The sequence below is a fragment of the Pseudomonas sp. MF08831 genome, from assembly GCF_059862645.1.
Window position 1 is genome coordinate 161,189 of the sequence record NZ_JCBCUX010000014.1, and the last position, 16,563, is coordinate 177,751.

Genomic DNA, 16,563 nt, shown 5'->3' on the forward strand with positions numbered 1-16,563 from the left:
CGACGACCCGCGCCTTTTTGGAGCACCGCACCATGACGCTTGCAGTCCAATTCACCCACGTTTCCCGTCAGTTCGGCGAAGTGAAAGCCGTTGACCGGGTTTGCATCGATATCCAGGACGGCGAGTTCTTTTCCATGCTCGGCCCTTCCGGCTCCGGCAAGACCACGTGCCTGCGCCTGATTGCCGGGTTCGAGCAGCCGAGCGCGGGCTCGATCCGTATTCATGGCGAGGAAGCCACCGGCTTGCCGCCGTATCAGCGCGACGTGAACACCGTGTTCCAGGATTACGCGCTGTTCCCGCACATGAATGTGCGCGACAACGTGGCCTACGGCCTCAAGGTCAAAGGCATCGGCAAGACCGAACGCCTGAACCGCGCCGAAGAAGCCTTGGGCATGGTCGCCCTCGGAGGCTATGGCGAGCGCAAGCCGGTGCAGCTCTCCGGTGGCCAGCGCCAACGGGTGGCCCTGGCCCGCGCGCTGGTCAACCGCCCCCGCGTGTTGCTGCTCGACGAACCGCTGGGCGCCCTCGACTTGAAGCTGCGCGAACAAATGCAAAGCGAGCTGAAAAAGCTGCAGCGCCAGCTCGGCATCACCTTCATCTTCGTCACCCATGACCAGACCGAAGCGCTGTCGATGTCTGACCGCGTGGCCGTGTTCAACAAGGGCCGCATTGAACAGGTCGATACCCCGCGCAACCTGTACATGAAACCGGCGACCACTTTCGTCGCCGAGTTTGTCGGCACCTCCAACGTGATTCGCGGTGAACTGGCCCAGCGCCTCAGCGGCAGTGCGCAGCCATTTTCGATTCGCCCGGAACACGTGCGTTTTGCCGAAGGCCCGCTGGGCGCCGGCGACGTCGAAATCAGCGGTGTGCTGCACGACATTCAGTACCAGGGCAGCGCCACCCGCTATGAGTTGAAATTGGAAAACGGCCAGGCGCTGAACATCAGCCAGGCCAACACCCAATGGCTGGACATCAGCAGCGGCCATCAGGTCGGCCAGTCGATCACCGCGCGCTGGGCGCGGGAAGCCATGACCCCGCTGACCGATACCGCAGGCGAGGTGTGACATGAGCCTGGCCCTTTCCCAACCGCCGATGCGCAGGTTTTCGAACCTGCTGTACAAGAAGCCCAACCTGTACCTGGCGATGCTGTTGATACCGCCGCTGATCTGGTTCGGCGCGATCTACCTGGGCTCGCTGCTGACCCTGCTGTGGCAAGGTTTCTACACGTTTGACGACTTCACCATGGCGGTCACGCCAGACCTGACCCTGGCCAACTTCGCCGCGCTGTTCCAGCCGTCGAACTTCGACATCATCGTGCGCACCTTGAGCATGGCGATTGTGGTGTCGATCGCCAGTGCCGTGGTGGCCTTCCCCATCGCCTACTACATGGCGCGCTACACCACCGGCAAGACCAAGGCGTTTTTCTACATCGCGGTGATGATGCCGATGTGGGCCAGCTACATCGTCAAGGCGTATGCCTGGACCTTGCTGCTGGCCAAGGGCGGCGTGGCGCAGTGGTTCGTGCAGCATTTGGGCTTGGAACCCCTGTTGCAGTTCGTGCTGGGCATTCCCGGCGTGGGCGGCAGCACCTTGAGCACCTCGCACCTGGGGCGATTCATGGTGTTCGTCTACATCTGGCTGCCGTTCATGATTCTGCCGATCCAGGCTTCGCTGGAGCGTTTGCCGCCGTCGCTGCTGCAAGCCTCGGCCGACTTGGGCGCCAAGCCGCGCCAGACCTTCATGCAGGTGATTTTGCCGCTGTCGGTGCCGGGCATTGCTGCCGGCTCGATCTTCACGTTTTCGCTGACCCTGGGCGACTTCATCGTGCCGCAACTGGTGGGCCCGCCGGGCTACTTCGTCGGCGGCATGGTCTACGCGCAGCAAGGCGCCATCGGCAACATGCCCATGGCCGCTGCATTCACCCTGGTGCCGATCGTGCTGATCGCGGTTTACCTGTCCATCGTCAAACGTCTGGGGGCCTTCGATGCACTCTGAAAAAGCCTCACTGGGTTTAAAAATCGCGGCCTGGGGCGGGTTGGTTTTCCTGCATTTCCCGATCCTGATCATCTTCCTCTACGCCTTCAACACCGAAGAAGCCGCGTTCAGCTTTCCGCCCCAGGGCTTTACCCTGAAGTGGTTTAGCGTGGCCTTCGCCCGGCCGGACGTGCTGGAAGCGATCAAGCTGTCGCTGCAGATCGCCGCTATCGCCACCCTGATCGCCATGGTGCTTGGCACATTGGCTTCGGCCGCGTTGTATCGCCGTGAGTTCTTCGGCAAGCAAGGCGTGTCGCTGATGCTGATCCTGCCGATTGCGTTGCCGGGCATCATCACCGGTATCGCGCTGCTGGCGACGTTCAAGACGCTGGGGATCGAGCCGGGGATGTTCACCATCATCGTCGGCCACGCGACCTTCTGCGTAGTGATCGTCTACAACAACGTCATCGCGCGCTTGCGCCGTACGTCCCACAGCCTGATCGAAGCCTCGATGGACCTGGGCGCCGACGGCTGGCAGACCTTCCGCTACATCATCATGCCCAACCTGGGCTCGGCGCTGCTGGCCGGCGGCATGCTCGCGTTTGCGCTGTCGTTCGACGAAATCATCGTCACCACCTTCACCGCCGGCCACGAGCGCACCTTGCCGCTGTGGCTGCTCAACCAGCTGAGTCGCCCTCGCGATGTGCCGGTGACCAACGTGGTGGCGATGCTGGTGATGCTGGTCACGATGTTCCCGATTCTCGGTGCCTATTACCTGACACGCGGCGGTGAAAGCGTGGCCGGGAGTGGCGGTAAATAACGGTGCCATTGAAGGAACACGGTTCAAATGTGGGGGGCCTGCCCCCGATGGCAGTGGGTCAGTTGTAGAGGGTATGACTGGAAGATTGCTATCGGGGGCAAGCCCCCTCCCACATTTAGAGCCAGTTTATTCAAGGAAATAACGATAGTTGGTGGAGAGCTGAACCATGCAAACCAAATTACTGATCAATGGCCATCTGGTCGAAGGCGAAGGCCCGGCCCAAGCCGTATTCAACCCGGCACTCGGCCGCGTGCTGGTGGAAATCAAGGAAGCCAGCGAAGCCCAGGTCGACGCCGCCGTGCGCGCGGCCGATGCAGCCTTCGAAGGCTGGTCGCAAACCGCGCCGAAAGATCGCTCGCTGTTGCTGCTCAAACTCGCGGACGCGATCGAGGCCCATGGCGAAGAACTGGCCAAGCTTGAATCGGACAACTGCGGCAAACCCTACAGCGCCGCGCTGAACGACGAGATCCCGGCAGTTGCCGACGTGTTCCGTTTCTTCGCCGGCGCCAGCCGGTGCATGAGCGGTTCGGCCGGCGGTGAATACCTGCCGGGCCACACCTCGATGATCCGCCGCGACCCGGTGGGCGTGATCGCGTCCATCGCGCCGTGGAACTACCCGCTGATGATGGTCGCCTGGAAAATCGCCCCCGCACTCGCTGCCGGTAATACCGTGGTGCTCAAGCCGTCGGAACAAACCCCGCTGACAGCGCTGCGCCTGGTCGAACTGGCGTCGGAAATCTTCCCAGCCGGTGTACTCAACCTGGTGTTTGGCCGTGGGCCGACCGTGGGCAGCCCGCTGGTCAATCACCCGAAAGTGCGCATGGTCTCGCTGACCGGCTCCATCGCCACCGGTGCGAACATCATTTCCAGCACCGCCGACAGCGTGAAGCGCATGCACATGGAGCTGGGTGGCAAGGCGCCGGTGATCATCTTCAACGACGCGGACATCGACGCGGCCGTCGAAGGCATTCGCACCTTCGGCTTCTATAACGCTGGCCAGGACTGCACCGCCGCCTGCCGCATCTATGCCCAGGCAGACATCTACGAGGCGTTTATCGAGAAACTCGGCGCGGCAGTCGCCAGCATCAAGTACGGCTTGCAGGATGACCCGGCCACCGAGCTGGGCCCACTGATCACCGCACAACACCGCGACCGCGTGGCCGGGTTTGTTGAACGCGCCGTGGCTCAGTCGCACATCCGCCTGGTCACGGGTGGCAAGGCGGTGGAAGGCAATGGGTTCTTCTTTGAGCCTACGGTGTTGGCGGATGCGCAACAGGACGATGAAATCGTGCGCCGCGAGGTATTTGGCCCGGTGGTGTCGGTGACCAGGTTCACCGATGAAGCGCAGGTATTGGGTTGGGCCAATGATTCGGACTACGGGCTGGCGTCGTCCGTATGGACCGCCGATGTAGGCCGTGCCCATCGCCTGGCCGCACGCCTGCAGTATGGCTGCACCTGGGTGAACACCCACTTCATGCTCGTCAGCGAAATGCCCCACGGCGGTCAGAAACTGTCGGGGTATGGCAAGGACATGTCCATGTACGGGTTGGAGGACTACACCACCGTCCGGCATGTGATGTTCAAGCACTGACACCCTGCCCTGTGGGAGCGGGCTTGCCCGCGAATGCGGTCCATCAGGCACACCTGTGTGGAGTGACACACCGTATTCGCGAGCAAGCCCGTTCCCGCAAGGGATCTTCTTATAACAATAAAAATTCGCAGGTTCTTCCCATGGACATCACCCGCCGCGACTTCCTCAACGGCGTCGCTATTACCCTTGCCGCCAGCATGACCCCGCTGCAATTGCTCCAGGCCGCGCCCGATGGCCGTTACTACCCACCCGCCCTCACCGGCTTGCGCGGCAGCCATGTCGGCTCGTTCGAGGTGGCACACCAGATGGGCTGGGAAAAGAAGGTGTTCGCCACCGAGCAACTGCCCATCACCGAGGACTATGACCTGGTGGTGGTCGGCGGCGGCCTGAGTGGCTTGTCGGCCGCCTGGTTCTATCGCGAGAAGCACCCGAAGGCGAAAATCCTGATCCTGGAGAACCACGACGACTTCGGCGGCCACGCCAAGCGCAATGAATTCCAGGCCGGTGGCCGCATGATCATCGGCTACGGCGGCAGTGAGGCCTTCCAGTCGCCGAAACACCTCTACAGTCAACACGTGAATGGCTTGCTGAAAAAGCTCGGGGTGAATATCCAGCGTTTCGAAACCGCCTTCGACCGCCAGTTCTACCCTGGCCTGGGGCTGTCGCGCGGGGTGTTCTTCGACAAGGAAAACTTCGGCGAAGACAAGCTGGTGACCGGCGACCCGACGCCGATGGTGGCCGACGACATCGCCCCGGACCAATTGAACGCGCGCGCCATCAGTGACTTCATCAATGACTTTCCCTTGCCGCCGGCAGACCGTCAGGCATTGATCGAGCTGCACACGGCGCCCAAGGATTACCTGGCGGGTAAATCCGCAGAGGAAAAAACCGCCTACCTTGCCGCCACCAGCTACCGCGATTTTCTGCTCAAGAACGTCGGGTTGTCGGAAGGCGCGGTGAAGTACTTCCAAAGCCGCACCAATGACTTCATGGCGTTGAGCATTGATGCGGTGGCGTCGGCCGATGCTTACAGCGTAGGTTTCCCAGGCTTCGGCGGGATGAACCTGGCGCCGATCAGCGAAGAAGCGGCGGCGGAAATGGAAGAACCCTACATCTACCACTTCCCGGATGGCAACGCGTCGGTGGCACGCCTGCTGGTGCGCAGCCTGATCCCGGGCGTGGCGCCGGGGCACACCATGGACGATATCGTGTTGGCGGCGTTCGACTACGCCAAGCTCGACCAGCCCAAGGCCGCGGTACGGCTGCGACTCAACAGCACGGCGGTGAGTGTGCGCAACGTCGGCGATGGCGTGCACATCGGCTACAGCCGTGGCGGCCAACTCGCACAGGTGCGCGGTAAACGCTGCATCCTGGCCTGCTACAACATGATGATTCCGTACCTGCTCAAAGACCTGCCGGCAGCGCAGGCGCATGCGCTGAGCCAAAACGTGAAATACCCGCTGGTGTACACCAAAGTGGTGATCCGTAATTGGCAGTCGTTCCAGAAACTGGGCGTGCATGAGATTTATGCGGCGACCCAGCCTTACAGCCGCATCAAACTGGACTACCCGGTGAGCATGGGTGGCTACGATCACCCGCGCGACCCGACACAGCCGATTGGCTTGCACATGGTGTACGTACCGACCAGCCCCAACAGTGGCATGAACGCCCGCGACCAGGCGCGCGCCGGGCGAGGCAAGCTGTACGGGCAGACGTTCGAGCAGTTGGAAGCGCAATTGCGGGATCAGTTGCAACGCATGCTCGGCCCGGGTGGGTTCAACCACGAGACCGACATTCTGGCGATCACTGTCAACCGCTGGTCACACGGTTATGCGACGTTCTCCAACAGCTTGTTTGATGACGCCAATGACAGTGAGGCGTGGATGAAGCTGGCGAAAAAGCCGGTGGGACATGTGAGCATCGCCAACTCGGATGCGGCGTGGAGCGCGTATGCGCATGCGGCGATTGATGAGGCGTATCGGGCGGTGGGTGAAGTAGCCTGAAATAAGGCCTATAGGCCAATACAGGTTCCATTGTGGGAGCGGGCGTGCTCGCGAATGCGCTGTGTCAGTCTCGGGATTTAATGACTGATTCAAACCTTTTGCGAGCAAGCCCGCTCCCACATTGGCTCTTCATCATTTTTGAGTGAGGTGTTGGACCGAGCCCCGGAAATAACTTGTTTCACATGCAAGGCCATCACGCCGCCATCAATCAATTTTCCTACGTCACCGAACCGCTTAAGCTATCCGGCGTCTGTTTATAGTCCGTTGCGTTTGGCCGAAGGCATGTCCGAACCGTTATTTCTGATCCAGCACGTGCCAGGAACGGCGCGGGATTTGCTCACGACAGGTTGTCTCTATGCATCGCAGGAATTTGCTTAAAGCGTCCATGGCCATTGCGGCTTACACCGGTTTGTCGGCCAGTGGCCTGCTGGCCGCGCAGGCCTGGGCCGGTAACCGTGCCGCCGATGGCAAGGCCGTGGCGTTTGACTTTGAAACACTCAAAGCCCAGGCCAAACAGCTCGCCGGCACCGCGTATAAAGACACCAGACAGGTGCTGCCGCCGACCCTGGCAAACATGACGCCGCAGAATTTCAATGCCATCGGCTACGACGGCAACCATTCGCTGTGGAAGGAATTGAACGGCCAGCTCGACGTGCAGTTTTTCCACGTCGGCATGGGTTTCAAGACGCCGGTGCGCATGCACAGCGTCGACCCCAAGACCCGTGAAGCCCGCGAGGTGCATTTCCGCCCGTCGTTGTTCAACTATGAAAAAACCACGGTGGACACCAAGCAACTGACCGGCGACTTGGGTTTCGCAGGCTTCAAGCTGTTCAAGGCGCCGGAGCTGGATCGCCATGACGTGCTGTCGTTCCTTGGCGCCAGTTACTTCCGTGCGGTGGATTCCACCGGCCAGTACGGCCTTTCCGCACGTGGCCTGGCGATTGATACCTACGCGAAAAAACGCGAAGAATTCCCCGACTTTACGCAGTTCTGGTTCGAAACCCCGGCCAAGGACGCCACGCATTTTGTGGTCTATGCCCTGCTCGACTCGCCGAGCGCCACCGGTGCCTACCGCTTCGACATCGATTGCCAGGCCAATCAGGTGGTGATGGCCATCGACGCGAACATCAATGCGCGCACCGCCATCGAACAATTGGGCATCGCGGCGATGACCAGCATGTTCAGCTGCGGCACCGTTGAACGCCGCATGTGCGACACCATCCACCCGCAGATCCACGATTCTGACCGCCTGGCGATGTGGCGCGGCAATGGCGAGTGGATCTGCCGCCCGCTGAACAACCCGGCCACACTGCAATTCAACGCGTTCGCCGACACCGACCCGAAAGGCTTCGGCCTGGTGCAGACCGACCATGAGTTCGCCAGCTACCAGGACACCGTCGACTGGTACAGCAAGCGCCCAAGCCTGTGGGTTGAACCGACGACCGCATGGGGCGAAGGCTCCATCGACCTGTTGGAAATCCCCACCACCGGCGAAACCCTGGACAACATCGTGGCCTTCTGGACCCCGAAAAAGCCCGTGGCCGCCGGCGATTCGCTCAACTATGGCTACAAGCTGTACTGGAGCGCATTGCCACCGGTGAGCACGCCGCTGGCGCAAGTCGATGCCACCCGTTCAGGCATGGGCGGCTTCACCGAAGGTTGGGCACCGGGCGAGCACTACCCCGAAGTGTGGGCGCGCCGCTTTGCCGTGGACTTCAAGGGCGGCGGCCTGGACCGGCTGCCGGCCGGCACCGGCATCGAGCCCGTGGTGACTTGCTCGCACGGTGAAGTGAAAGACTTCAGCGTGCTGGTGCTCGACAACATCAAGGGCTATCGCATTCTGTTCGATTGGTACCCGACCAGCGACAGCGTCGAGCCGGTGGAATTGCGGCTGTTTATCCGCACCCAGGACCGCACCTTGAGTGAAACCTGGTTGTACCAGTACTTCCCGCCTGCACCGGACAAGCGCAAGTACACCTGACCCACAAAGTGGGGGCTGGCTAGCCAGCGCCCACGCGATTAAAGGGTTGTCTAAAACCGCGACACACTCTTCATCGCCCCTATCAGATACCGCATCGCGACCTGATCGTTTTCGGTCAGGGCGCGATATTGCGCCAGCAATTCGGCTTCATCCGAACTCAACCTGCGGCCACGCAAGAACATCCTGCGGGTCAGAAAAGACGCCACCACACCCGCTACACCATAGGACTTGGCCATGGACTGTTTCTCCTGATATCGATCTAAGACTCCTGTCGCCCATCACCCACCTTCCCTGAGGCGCAATGCCTTCGCGGACACACCGACTGACTCCCTGGGCCAGAAATCAGACTTACCTTAAGCGTAGAAACAATCTCGTCACGTGTGGGATTTTTTTAGAGTATTAACTTAAATAATTCGCTTAGGTAACAAAGACCTACAACCCTTTCGCACGCAGCAACCGCCAGCGCTGGAAGTTGTAAGAAACGCGCGCAAGAAAAAACCCACCGGGTCAGGGTGGGTTTCGGTGAACCAGGCGCTGATCAGTCGCGCAGATCAGACTCATGAATCGGCTGATCACGATGGGTCGCCCGTTGGTACTGCGCCGGCCACGTCGCCTGGCGCCCGCCCAAGTCATCGTCGGCATGCAGCGGCCAGTACGGGTCACGCAACAGCTCGCGGGCCAGGAAGATGATATCGGCCTGACACGTGCGCAGAATGTGCTCGGCCTGGGCCGGCTCGGTAATCATGCCGACCGTGCCGGTGGCGATGCCCGACTCTTTGCGCACACGCTCGGCAAAGCGCGTCTGGTAGCCGGGGCCAGTGGGGATCTCGGCGTTGGCGGCGGTGCCACCGGACGACACGTCGATCAGGTCTACGCCCAGGTCTTTGAGGCGGCGCGCCAGTTCCACGGTTTCATCCGGGTTCCAGCCGTCTTCCACCCAGTCGGTGGCCGACACGCGCACAAACAGCGGCAATTCCTGTGGCCAGACCTCACGCACAGCCTGGGTTACTTCCAGCACCAGCCGTATGCGGTTTTCAAACGAGCCACCGTAGTGGTCCTGGCGCTGATTGCTGATGGGCGACAGGAATTGATGCAGCAGGTAACCGTGGGCCGCATGGATTTCCACCACCTCGAAACCCGCCGTAAGCGCGCGTTTGGCAGCGGCGACAAAGTCGGCGATCACTTGCTGGATTTGCGCGTCATCCAATGGTTTGGGCTGGGTGTGGTTGGGATCAAAGGCAATCGGCGAAGGCCCAACCGGCACCCAGCCGCCCTCTTCCGGCTTGACGCTGCCGTGCTTGCCGATCCACGGCCGGTGCGTGCTGGCCTTGCGCCCAGCGTGCGCCAGTTGAATGCCTGCCACTGCGCCTTGGGCAGCAATGAAACGCGTGATGCGTTGCAACGGTTCGATCTGTGCGTCGTTCCACAGGCCCAGGTCCTGGGCAGTGATGCGGCCATCGGCGGTCACGGCGGTGGCTTCGGTGAAAATCAGCCCGGCGCCGCCCACGGCGCGGCTGCCAAGGTGCACCAGGTGCCAGTCATTGGCCAGGCCATCGTCGGATGAGTACTGGCACATCGGCGAGACGGCAATCCGGTTGAGCAGGGTCAATTGGCGGAGGGTGTAGGGTTCGAGCAGCTGACTCATGGCGCACCTCTTCTGGGTTCTGTGGGCACTATTCAAACAGTGCTTAGAGCCTAGTCGACAACGGTGGCTTGCATAGGGTTCAGATGGAAAACGGGAGCCGATTGCCGGCTCCCGTGCAGCAGCGGCTTACATTTCGACCTGGGTGCCCAGCTCGATCACCCGGTTGACCGGGAGTTTGAAGAAGCGCAGGTTGCCGTTGGCGTTCTTCAACATGAAGGCAAACAGGCTTTCTCGCCAACGGGCCATGCCCTTGATGCGCGAGGCAATCACCGTTTCGCGGCTGAGGAAGTAGGTGGTGCGCATCGGGCTGAAATCCAGGTCGTCCAGATGGCACAGCTTGAGTGCTTCGGGCACGTCCGGCTCATCGGTAAACCCGAAGTGCAGGATCACCCGGAAGAACCCTTCCCCGTAGGCGTCCACCTCAAAGCGCCGCGAGGCCGGCACACGCGGAATGTCTTCGTAGACCACCGTCAGCATCACCACTTGCTCATGCAACACCTGGTTGTGCAGCAGGTTGTGCAACAGCGCGTGGGGCACGGCATCCGGGCGCGCGGTGAGGAACACCGCGGTGCCCTGCACGCGATGAGGCGGCTGCACGCGAATACTGCTGATGAAGATCGGCAACGGCAGGCCGCCCTCGTCGAGGTGGTCCATCAGCAGTTCCTTGCCGCGTTTCCACGTGGTCATCAGGATAAACAGCACAATCCCCGCCAACACCGGGAAGGCACCGCCCTGCACGATCTTCGGCACGTTGGCGGCGAAGAACAGCCCATCGACCAACAGGAAGCCGATCAACACAGGAATCGCCAGCACGGGCGGCCATTTCCACAGCAGCAGCATTACCGCCGACACCAGGATGCTGGTGATCAGCATGGTGCCCGTCACTGCCACGCCGTACGCCGAGGCCAAGGCGTTCGAAGATTCGAAGCCCAGCACCAGCAGGATCACGCCGACCATCAGCGACCAGTTCACCGCGCCGATATAGATCTGGCCCTGCTCGGCACTGGAGGTGTGCTGGATATGCATGCGCGGGATGTAACCCAACTGGATGGCCTGGCGGGTCAGCGAGAACGCGCCGGAAATCACCGCCTGGGAGGCAATTACCGTGGCCAGGGTCGACAGTGCCACGAGCGGGATCAACGCCCAGTCCGGCGCGAGCAGGTAGAACGGGTTGCGCGCAGCTTCCGGGTTTTCCAGCAGCAAGGCGCCCTGGCCGAAGTAGTTGAGCACCAGCGCCGGCAGCACCAGCGCGAACCATGCGCGCGCAATCGGCTTGCGGCCGAAGTGGCCCATGTCGGCGTACAGCGCTTCGGCACCGGTCAACGCCAGCACCACCGCGCCGAGAATCGCCACGCCCATGCCGGGGTGGACGACAAAGAAGCGCACGCCCCACACCGGGTTCAGTGCATTAAGAACTTCCGGATGTTGCGCAATGCCATGGATGCCGAGCCCGGCCAGTACCAGGAACCACACCACCATCACCGGCCCGAACAGTTTGCCGATGCGGTCGGTGCCGTGTTTCTGGATCAGGAACAGGCCCACCAGCACCACCAAAGACAGCGGCACCACCCAACGCTCCAGGCCATCAAAGGCCAGTTCCAGGCCCTCGACCGCCGACAACACCGAGATCGCCGGGGTGATCATGCTGTCGCCGTAAAACAGCGCCGCGCCGATCAGACCAAGGATCACCAGCACCGAACGCAATTTGGGGTACGGCGACGCCGCACGCCGCGCCAGCGCCGTCAGGGCCATGATGCCGCCCTCGCCCTGGTTGTCCGCGCGCAGGATAAACAGCACGTACTTGATCGAGACGACCCACACCAGCGACCAGAAAATCAGCGCCAGAATGCCGAAGACCCCGTCATGGTTGACTTGAACTCCGTAACCACCAGTAAACACTTCTTTAAGGGTATAGAGCGGGCTGGTACCGATATCGCCGTAAACCACCCCGACTGCCGCCACCAGCATGCCAATCGGCTTTGCATTGGAATGCTCGGCACCTGCCGCCTGACTATTTGCCTGACCCATCAACCACTCCTGCCTTTTGACCCAAGGTCTTTTATAAACAACGCGTCTAAGCTGACCGTAGCATGCGCTGTTTTACTTCTCGTAACAGACGTTTTATTGACCCAAGGGTTTTACCCATGCGCAACGGCGCGAAGCATAGCGCAGCACTCGTCGCATTTCCCGGTATAAAGCTGGTCAAGTGCGTTGCCCGTCGCTAGAATTGCGCACTTTTTGATCAGAGGCGCACCAAGCGCCCGCCTACCGCCGTGTCGTGCCCGACTGGCGGCGCCATTCAATACCGAGGTTAGACATGTCCACCACCATCGCAAAAGCCAACCCCAAGGTCGGCTTTGTATCCCTGGGTTGCCCGAAGGCTCTGGTCGACTCCGAGCGCATCCTTACGCAACTGCGCATGGAAGGCTATGACGTCGTGTCCACGTACCAGGACGCTGACGTAGTGGTGGTCAACACCTGCGGCTTCATCGACTCGGCCAAGGCTGAGTCGCTGGAAGTGATTGGCGAAGCCATCAAGGAAAACGGCAAGGTCATCGTCACCGGCTGCATGGGCGTGGAAGAAGGCGCTATCCGCAACGTGCACCCAAGCGTGCTGGCCGTGACCGGGCCGCAGCAGTACGAGCAGGTGGTCAACGCCGTGCACGACGTAGTGCCGCCGCGTCAGGACCACAACCCGCTGATCGACCTGGTGCCGCCGCAAGGCATCAAGCTGACCCCGCGCCACTACGCGTATTTGAAGATTTCCGAAGGCTGCAACCACAGCTGCAGCTTCTGCATCATCCCGTCGATGCGCGGCAAGCTGGTCAGCCGCCCGGTGGGTGATGTGCTGGACGAGGCCCAGCGCCTGGTCAAATCCGGCGTCAAAGAGCTGTTGGTGATTTCCCAGGACACCAGCGCCTACGGCGTCGACGTGAAATACCGCACCGGCTTCTGGAACGGCGCGCCGGTGAAAACCCGCATGACCGAACTCTGCGAAGCCTTGAGCAGCCTCGGCGTATGGGTGCGCCTGCACTACGTTTACCCGTACCCGCACGTGGACGAGCTGATCCCGTTGATGGCTGCGGGCAAGATCCTGCCGTACCTGGACATCCCGTTCCAGCACGCCAGCCCGAAAATCCTCAAGGCCATGAAACGCCCGGCCTTTGAAGACAAGACCCTGGCGCGCATCAAGAACTGGCGCGAGATCTGCCCGGAATTGATCATCCGCTCCACCTTCATCGTCGGCTTCCCCGGCGAAACCGAAGAAGACTTCCAGTACCTGCTGGACTGGCTGACCGAAGCGCAGCTGGACCGCGTCGGTTGCTTCCAGTACTCACCGGTGGAAGGCGCTCCGGCCAATTTGCTCGACGCAGCCATCGTGCCGGATGAGGTCAAGCAAGACCGTTGGGAGCGCTTCATGGCGCACCAGCAGGCCATCAGCTCGGCACGCCTGCAACTGCGCATCGGCCGGGAGATCGAAGTGCTGATCGACGAAGTCGACGAGCAAGGCGCCGTAGGCCGTTGCTTCTTCGATGCGCCGGAAATCGACGGTAACGTGTTTATCGACGATGCCAGCGGTTTGAAGCCGGGCGACAAGGTCTGGTGCACCGTGACCGACGCCGACGAATATGACCTGTGGGCCGTCAAGCGCGACTAAAAAAAAACCTTAAAAGCCCCGCCTCTGAACAAGATGCGGGGCTTTTTTAGGTCTATCGTTTGCCCATTGGCGTAGAAACAGGCAAGAGGCAGCGGGCATGCGTCAGCTTTCGGCAATTCATACACCCAAACTCAGCGACTTCGCGCACCTGGCGCAGCTCTGGGAAGATTCGGTGCGGGCGACCCACGACTTTTTGCCGGACAGCTACATCGTGTTGCTCAAGGAGCTGGTGCTGACGCGCTACCTCGACTCGGTGATGCTGATCTGCACCAAGGACGCGCGCCAACGCATCACCGGGTTCGCCGGGGTGGCGTCAGGCAAGGTCGAGATGCTGTTTATCGACCCGCAGCACCGTGGACAGGGCCTTGGCCGACAACTGCTGCGTTACGCGATCGAGCACATGAACGCCGACACACTGGACGTCAACGAACAGAACCCCCAGGCCCTGGGTTTTTACTTCAAGCAGGGCTTTGAGGTGATCGGCCGCGCAGAGCATGACGGCCTGGGCCGGCCATATCCGTTGCTGCACATGCGTTTACGCCAGCAGCAACTGCGCAGAGGCTGACGCAACACAGAATAAATGTGGGAGCGGGCTTGCCTGCGAAAGCGGCAGCCCCATCAGCACACCTTGGGCTGATACACCGCCTTCGCGAGCAAGCCCGCTCCCACAGTGTGAACCGTGTATTGACCAATAAAGCCCCTGCGCTGAAATGGAGCCGGGATTAACCCGCGCCAGGCAGGTACAATAGCCGCCCCCTTTTGCTACGGCCCTTGTCATGACTGACCCCATACGCCTCTCCAAACGCCTTATCGAACTGGTCGGTTGCTCCCGTCGGGAGGCTGAGCTGTTTATCGAAGGCGGCTGGGTCTCGGTGGACGGCGAAGTGATCGACGAACCGCAGTTCAAGATCACCACCCAGAAGGTCGAGCTGGACCCAGAGGCCAAAGCCACTGCACCGGAGCCGGTGACCATTCTGCTGCACGCGCCGGTCGGCGTGGACGCGGAAACGGCGATGGCCTCGATCAGCGCCGAAACCCTGTCCGAAGAGCATCGCTTCAGCAAACGCCCGCTCAAGGGCCACTTCCTGCGTCTGACCGCCAGTGCCGACCTGCAAGCCAAGGCCAGCGGCCTGCTGGTGTTCACCCAGGACTGGAAGATTCTGCGCAAGTTGACCGCCGATGCCGCCAAGATCGAGCAGGAATACGTGGTGGAGGTTGAAGGCGACATGGTCGCCCACGGCCTCAATCGCCTGAACCACGGCCTGACTTACAAGGGCAAAGAGCTGCCCCCCGTGAAAGCCAGCTGGCAAAACGAAAACCGCTTGCGCTTTGCGATGAAAAACCCGCAACCGGGTGTGATCGCCCTGTTCTGCGAAGCCGTTGGCTTGAAAGTCATCGCCATCCGCCGCATCCGCATTGGCGGCGTGTCCATCGGCAAAGTGCCGGTCGGCCAATGGCGTTACCTGTCCGGCAAAGAGAAGTTCTAAGCCGCTGCCCCTTTCTCGACGCCGCCTGACCGGGCGGTGTCCTCAGTTGAATACCAGGATTGCCCACCATGATTCACAACGACGTACTGCGCAGCGTGCGCTACATGCTCGACATCAGCGACAACAAGATGGTCGAGATCATCAAGCTCGGCGGCATGGACGTGACCAAGGAAGACCTGCTGACCTACCTCAAAAAAGATGAGGAAGAAGGTTTTGTGTTCTGCCCCGACGACGTCATGGCGCACTTCCTTGACGGCCTGGTGATTTTCAAGCGCGGCAAGGACGAAAGCCGTCCGCCGCAGCCGATCGAAACTCCAGTGACCAACAACATCATCCTGAAGAAGCTGCGCGTGGCCTTCGAATTGAAGGAGGACGATATGCACGCAATCCTCAAGGCTGCCGAGTTCCCGGTGTCCAAGCCAGAGCTGAGCGCGCTGTTCCGCAAGTTCGGCCACACCAACTACCGCCCGTGTGGCGACCAGTTGCTGCGTAACTTCCTCAAGGGCCTGACGCTGCGCGTCAGAGCTTAAGGGCAGCGACGAGCCTCAAGCTGCACGTTAACGCTTGCGGCTTGCAGCTTGTAACTTGAGGCTTCAGAAATGACCTACCACGTTTCGCCCGTCGGTTTCGTGCGCTCTTGCTTCAAGGAGAAGTTCGCCATCCCGCGCCAGCCGCAATTGGCGCCGGCCGCCCGTGGCGTGCTGGAGCTGGTGGCGCCGTTCGACAGCGGCGACGCGGTACAGGGCCTGGAGCAGGTCAGCCATGTGTGGCTGCTGTTTCTTTTTCATCAGGCCCTGGAAGACACGCCGCGCCTCAAAGTGCGGCCGCCACGCCTGGGCGGCAACACGTCCATGGGCGTGTTCGCCACCCGTGCAACGCACCGCCCGAACGGCATTGGCCAGTCGGTGGTGAAGCTGGACAAGGTCGAGCCCGGCCGGCTGTGGATTTCCGGGATTGATCTGCTTGATGGCACGCCCGTGTTGGATATCAAGCCGTATGTGCCGTATGCCGACATTATCGAGGGCGCCACCAACAGCATCGCCAGCAGCGCACCGCCGCTGATTCCCGTGCAGTGGCTGAAGACTGCCCTGTTCCAGGCACAAGGCCATGCTGAGCGCCTTGACGAGCCCTTGGTGGCGTTGATCGAGCAGTGTTTGGCGCAGGATCCACGGCCGGCGTATCAGACGCCTGGGCCGGAGCGCGAGTACGGGGCGCAGTTCTGGGATGTGGATGTGCGCTGGCACTATCCCGAGGCGGGCCTTATCTGTGTACTGGAAGTGGTTCCAGCTGAATAAACCGGAAACAAAATGTGGGAGGGGGCTTGCCCCCGATAGCGCTGGTACATTCAACATCTCTGTTGACTGACCTGGCGCCATCGGGGGCAAGCCCCCTCCCACATTT

General features: G+C 61.2%; 14 protein-coding genes. 11 read left to right on the plus strand and 3 right to left on the minus strand.

The window, feature by feature from the left end; translation table 11 throughout:
• Positions 1-32: 32 nt before the first annotated feature.
• The 6 genes from AC19YS_RS25050 to AC19YS_RS25075 all read left to right on the plus strand — a co-directional run bounded on the left by AC19YS_RS25050 (position 33) and on the right by AC19YS_RS25075 (position 8,372).
• Positions 33-1,067, plus strand: a complete 1,035-nt coding sequence (locus tag AC19YS_RS25050) for an ABC transporter ATP-binding protein (RefSeq protein WP_500602838.1) — start codon at positions 33-35, stop codon at positions 1,065-1,067.
• 1 nt (position 1,068) lies between these two features.
• Positions 1,069-1,998: an ABC transporter permease gene (locus tag AC19YS_RS25055; RefSeq protein WP_119738680.1), complete on the plus strand. Its 930-nt coding sequence runs from the start codon at positions 1,069-1,071 to the stop codon at positions 1,996-1,998.
• Positions 1,988-2,797 (plus strand): ABC transporter permease, encoded by an 810-nt coding sequence (locus AC19YS_RS25060; RefSeq protein ID WP_106577220.1) that lies wholly within the window; start codon positions 1,988-1,990, stop codon positions 2,795-2,797. Before AC19YS_RS25055 ends, AC19YS_RS25060 begins: the two co-directional genes overlap by 11 nt.
• Before the next feature lie 166 nt (positions 2,798-2,963).
• Positions 2,964-4,388 carry a gamma-aminobutyraldehyde dehydrogenase gene (locus AC19YS_RS25065; protein ID WP_500602839.1) on the plus strand — a complete coding sequence of 475 codons (1,425 nt, stop codon included), beginning with the start codon at positions 2,964-2,966 and terminating at the stop codon, positions 4,386-4,388.
• A 140-nt stretch (positions 4,389-4,528) separates the two neighbouring features.
• Positions 4,529-6,391, plus strand: coding sequence for a flavin monoamine oxidase family protein (locus AC19YS_RS25070; RefSeq protein ID WP_500602840.1), 1,863 nt, complete (start codon positions 4,529-4,531; stop codon positions 6,389-6,391).
• Positions 6,392-6,746: 355 nt separating this feature from the next.
• Positions 6,747-8,372 carry a glucan biosynthesis protein D gene (locus AC19YS_RS25075; RefSeq protein WP_124416585.1) on the plus strand — a complete coding sequence of 542 codons (1,626 nt, stop codon included), beginning with the start codon at positions 6,747-6,749 and terminating at the stop codon, positions 8,370-8,372.
• Between the two features lie 50 nt (positions 8,373-8,422).
• Here the strand turns inward: AC19YS_RS25075 and AC19YS_RS25080 are convergent, their stop codons facing one another.
• The 3 genes from AC19YS_RS25080 to AC19YS_RS25090 form a co-directional block, all read right to left on the minus strand.
• A complete protein-coding gene (locus AC19YS_RS25080; protein WP_106577224.1) occupies positions 8,423-8,608 on the minus strand; it encodes a hypothetical protein in 186 nt (61 codons plus the stop codon).
• 302 nt (positions 8,609-8,910) lie between these two features.
• Positions 8,911-10,017 carry an NADH:flavin oxidoreductase/NADH oxidase gene (locus AC19YS_RS25085; protein WP_106577225.1) on the minus strand — a complete coding sequence of 369 codons (1,107 nt, stop codon included), beginning with the start codon at positions 10,015-10,017 and terminating at the stop codon, positions 8,911-8,913.
• Between the two features lie 126 nt (positions 10,018-10,143).
• Complete coding sequence (locus AC19YS_RS25090) at positions 10,144-12,045, minus strand: potassium transporter Kup (RefSeq protein WP_200623426.1); 1,902 nt, start codon at positions 12,043-12,045, stop codon at positions 10,144-10,146.
• A gap of 289 nt (positions 12,046-12,334) precedes the next feature.
• Here AC19YS_RS25090 and rimO point away from each other — a divergent pair, with 289 nt between their 5' ends.
• The 5 genes from rimO (at position 12,335) to tsaA (ending at position 16,457) form a co-directional block, all read left to right on the plus strand.
• Positions 12,335-13,675, plus strand: coding sequence for a 30S ribosomal protein S12 methylthiotransferase RimO (gene rimO, locus AC19YS_RS25095; RefSeq protein ID WP_106577227.1), 1,341 nt, complete (start codon positions 12,335-12,337; stop codon positions 13,673-13,675).
• A 97-nt stretch (positions 13,676-13,772) separates the two neighbouring features.
• Positions 13,773-14,240, plus strand: coding sequence for a GNAT family N-acetyltransferase (locus tag AC19YS_RS25100; protein ID WP_500602841.1), 468 nt, complete (start codon positions 13,773-13,775; stop codon positions 14,238-14,240).
• A gap of 211 nt (positions 14,241-14,451) precedes the next feature.
• On the plus strand, positions 14,452-15,162 hold the full coding sequence (locus tag AC19YS_RS25105) for an rRNA pseudouridine synthase (protein ID WP_106577229.1): 711 nt from the start codon (positions 14,452-14,454) through the stop codon (positions 15,160-15,162).
• Positions 15,163-15,230: 68 nt separating this feature from the next.
• Positions 15,231-15,692 (plus strand): YehS family protein, encoded by a 462-nt coding sequence (locus tag AC19YS_RS25110; protein WP_034118394.1) that lies wholly within the window; start codon positions 15,231-15,233, stop codon positions 15,690-15,692.
• Positions 15,693-15,761: 69 nt separating this feature from the next.
• A complete protein-coding gene (gene tsaA, locus AC19YS_RS25115) occupies positions 15,762-16,457 on the plus strand; it encodes a tRNA (N6-threonylcarbamoyladenosine(37)-N6)-methyltransferase TrmO (RefSeq protein ID WP_106577230.1) in 696 nt (231 codons plus the stop codon).
• Positions 16,458-16,563 lie beyond the last annotated feature (106 nt).

Bases quoted from the DNA above. Each gene is read 5' to 3' on its own strand.
- AC19YS_RS25050 (WP_500602838.1), top strand. From the start codon at position 33: ATGACGCTTGCAGTCCAATTCACCCACGTTTCCCGTCAGTTCGGCGAA.
- AC19YS_RS25055 (WP_119738680.1), top strand. From the start codon at position 1,069: ATGAGCCTGGCCCTTTCCCAACCGCCGATGCGCAGGTTTTCGAACCTG.
- AC19YS_RS25060 (WP_106577220.1), top strand. From the start codon at position 1,988: ATGCACTCTGAAAAAGCCTCACTGGGTTTAAAAATCGCGGCCTGGGGC.
- AC19YS_RS25065 (WP_500602839.1), top strand. From the start codon at position 2,964: ATGCAAACCAAATTACTGATCAATGGCCATCTGGTCGAAGGCGAAGGC.
- AC19YS_RS25070 (WP_500602840.1), top strand. From the start codon at position 4,529: ATGGACATCACCCGCCGCGACTTCCTCAACGGCGTCGCTATTACCCTT.
- AC19YS_RS25075 (WP_124416585.1), top strand. From the start codon at position 6,747: ATGCATCGCAGGAATTTGCTTAAAGCGTCCATGGCCATTGCGGCTTAC.
- AC19YS_RS25080 (WP_106577224.1), bottom strand. From the start codon at position 8,608: ATGGCCAAGTCCTATGGTGTAGCGGGTGTGGTGGCGTCTTTTCTGACC.
- AC19YS_RS25085 (WP_106577225.1), bottom strand. From the start codon at position 10,017: ATGAGTCAGCTGCTCGAACCCTACACCCTCCGCCAATTGACCCTGCTC.
- AC19YS_RS25090 (WP_200623426.1), bottom strand. From the start codon at position 12,045: ATGGGTCAGGCAAATAGTCAGGCGGCAGGTGCCGAGCATTCCAATGCA.
- rimO (WP_106577227.1), top strand. From the start codon at position 12,335: ATGTCCACCACCATCGCAAAAGCCAACCCCAAGGTCGGCTTTGTATCC.
- AC19YS_RS25100 (WP_500602841.1), top strand. From the start codon at position 13,773: ATGCGTCAGCTTTCGGCAATTCATACACCCAAACTCAGCGACTTCGCG.
- AC19YS_RS25105 (WP_106577229.1), top strand. From the start codon at position 14,452: ATGACTGACCCCATACGCCTCTCCAAACGCCTTATCGAACTGGTCGGT.
- AC19YS_RS25110 (WP_034118394.1), top strand. From the start codon at position 15,231: ATGATTCACAACGACGTACTGCGCAGCGTGCGCTACATGCTCGACATC.
- tsaA (WP_106577230.1), top strand. From the start codon at position 15,762: ATGACCTACCACGTTTCGCCCGTCGGTTTCGTGCGCTCTTGCTTCAAG.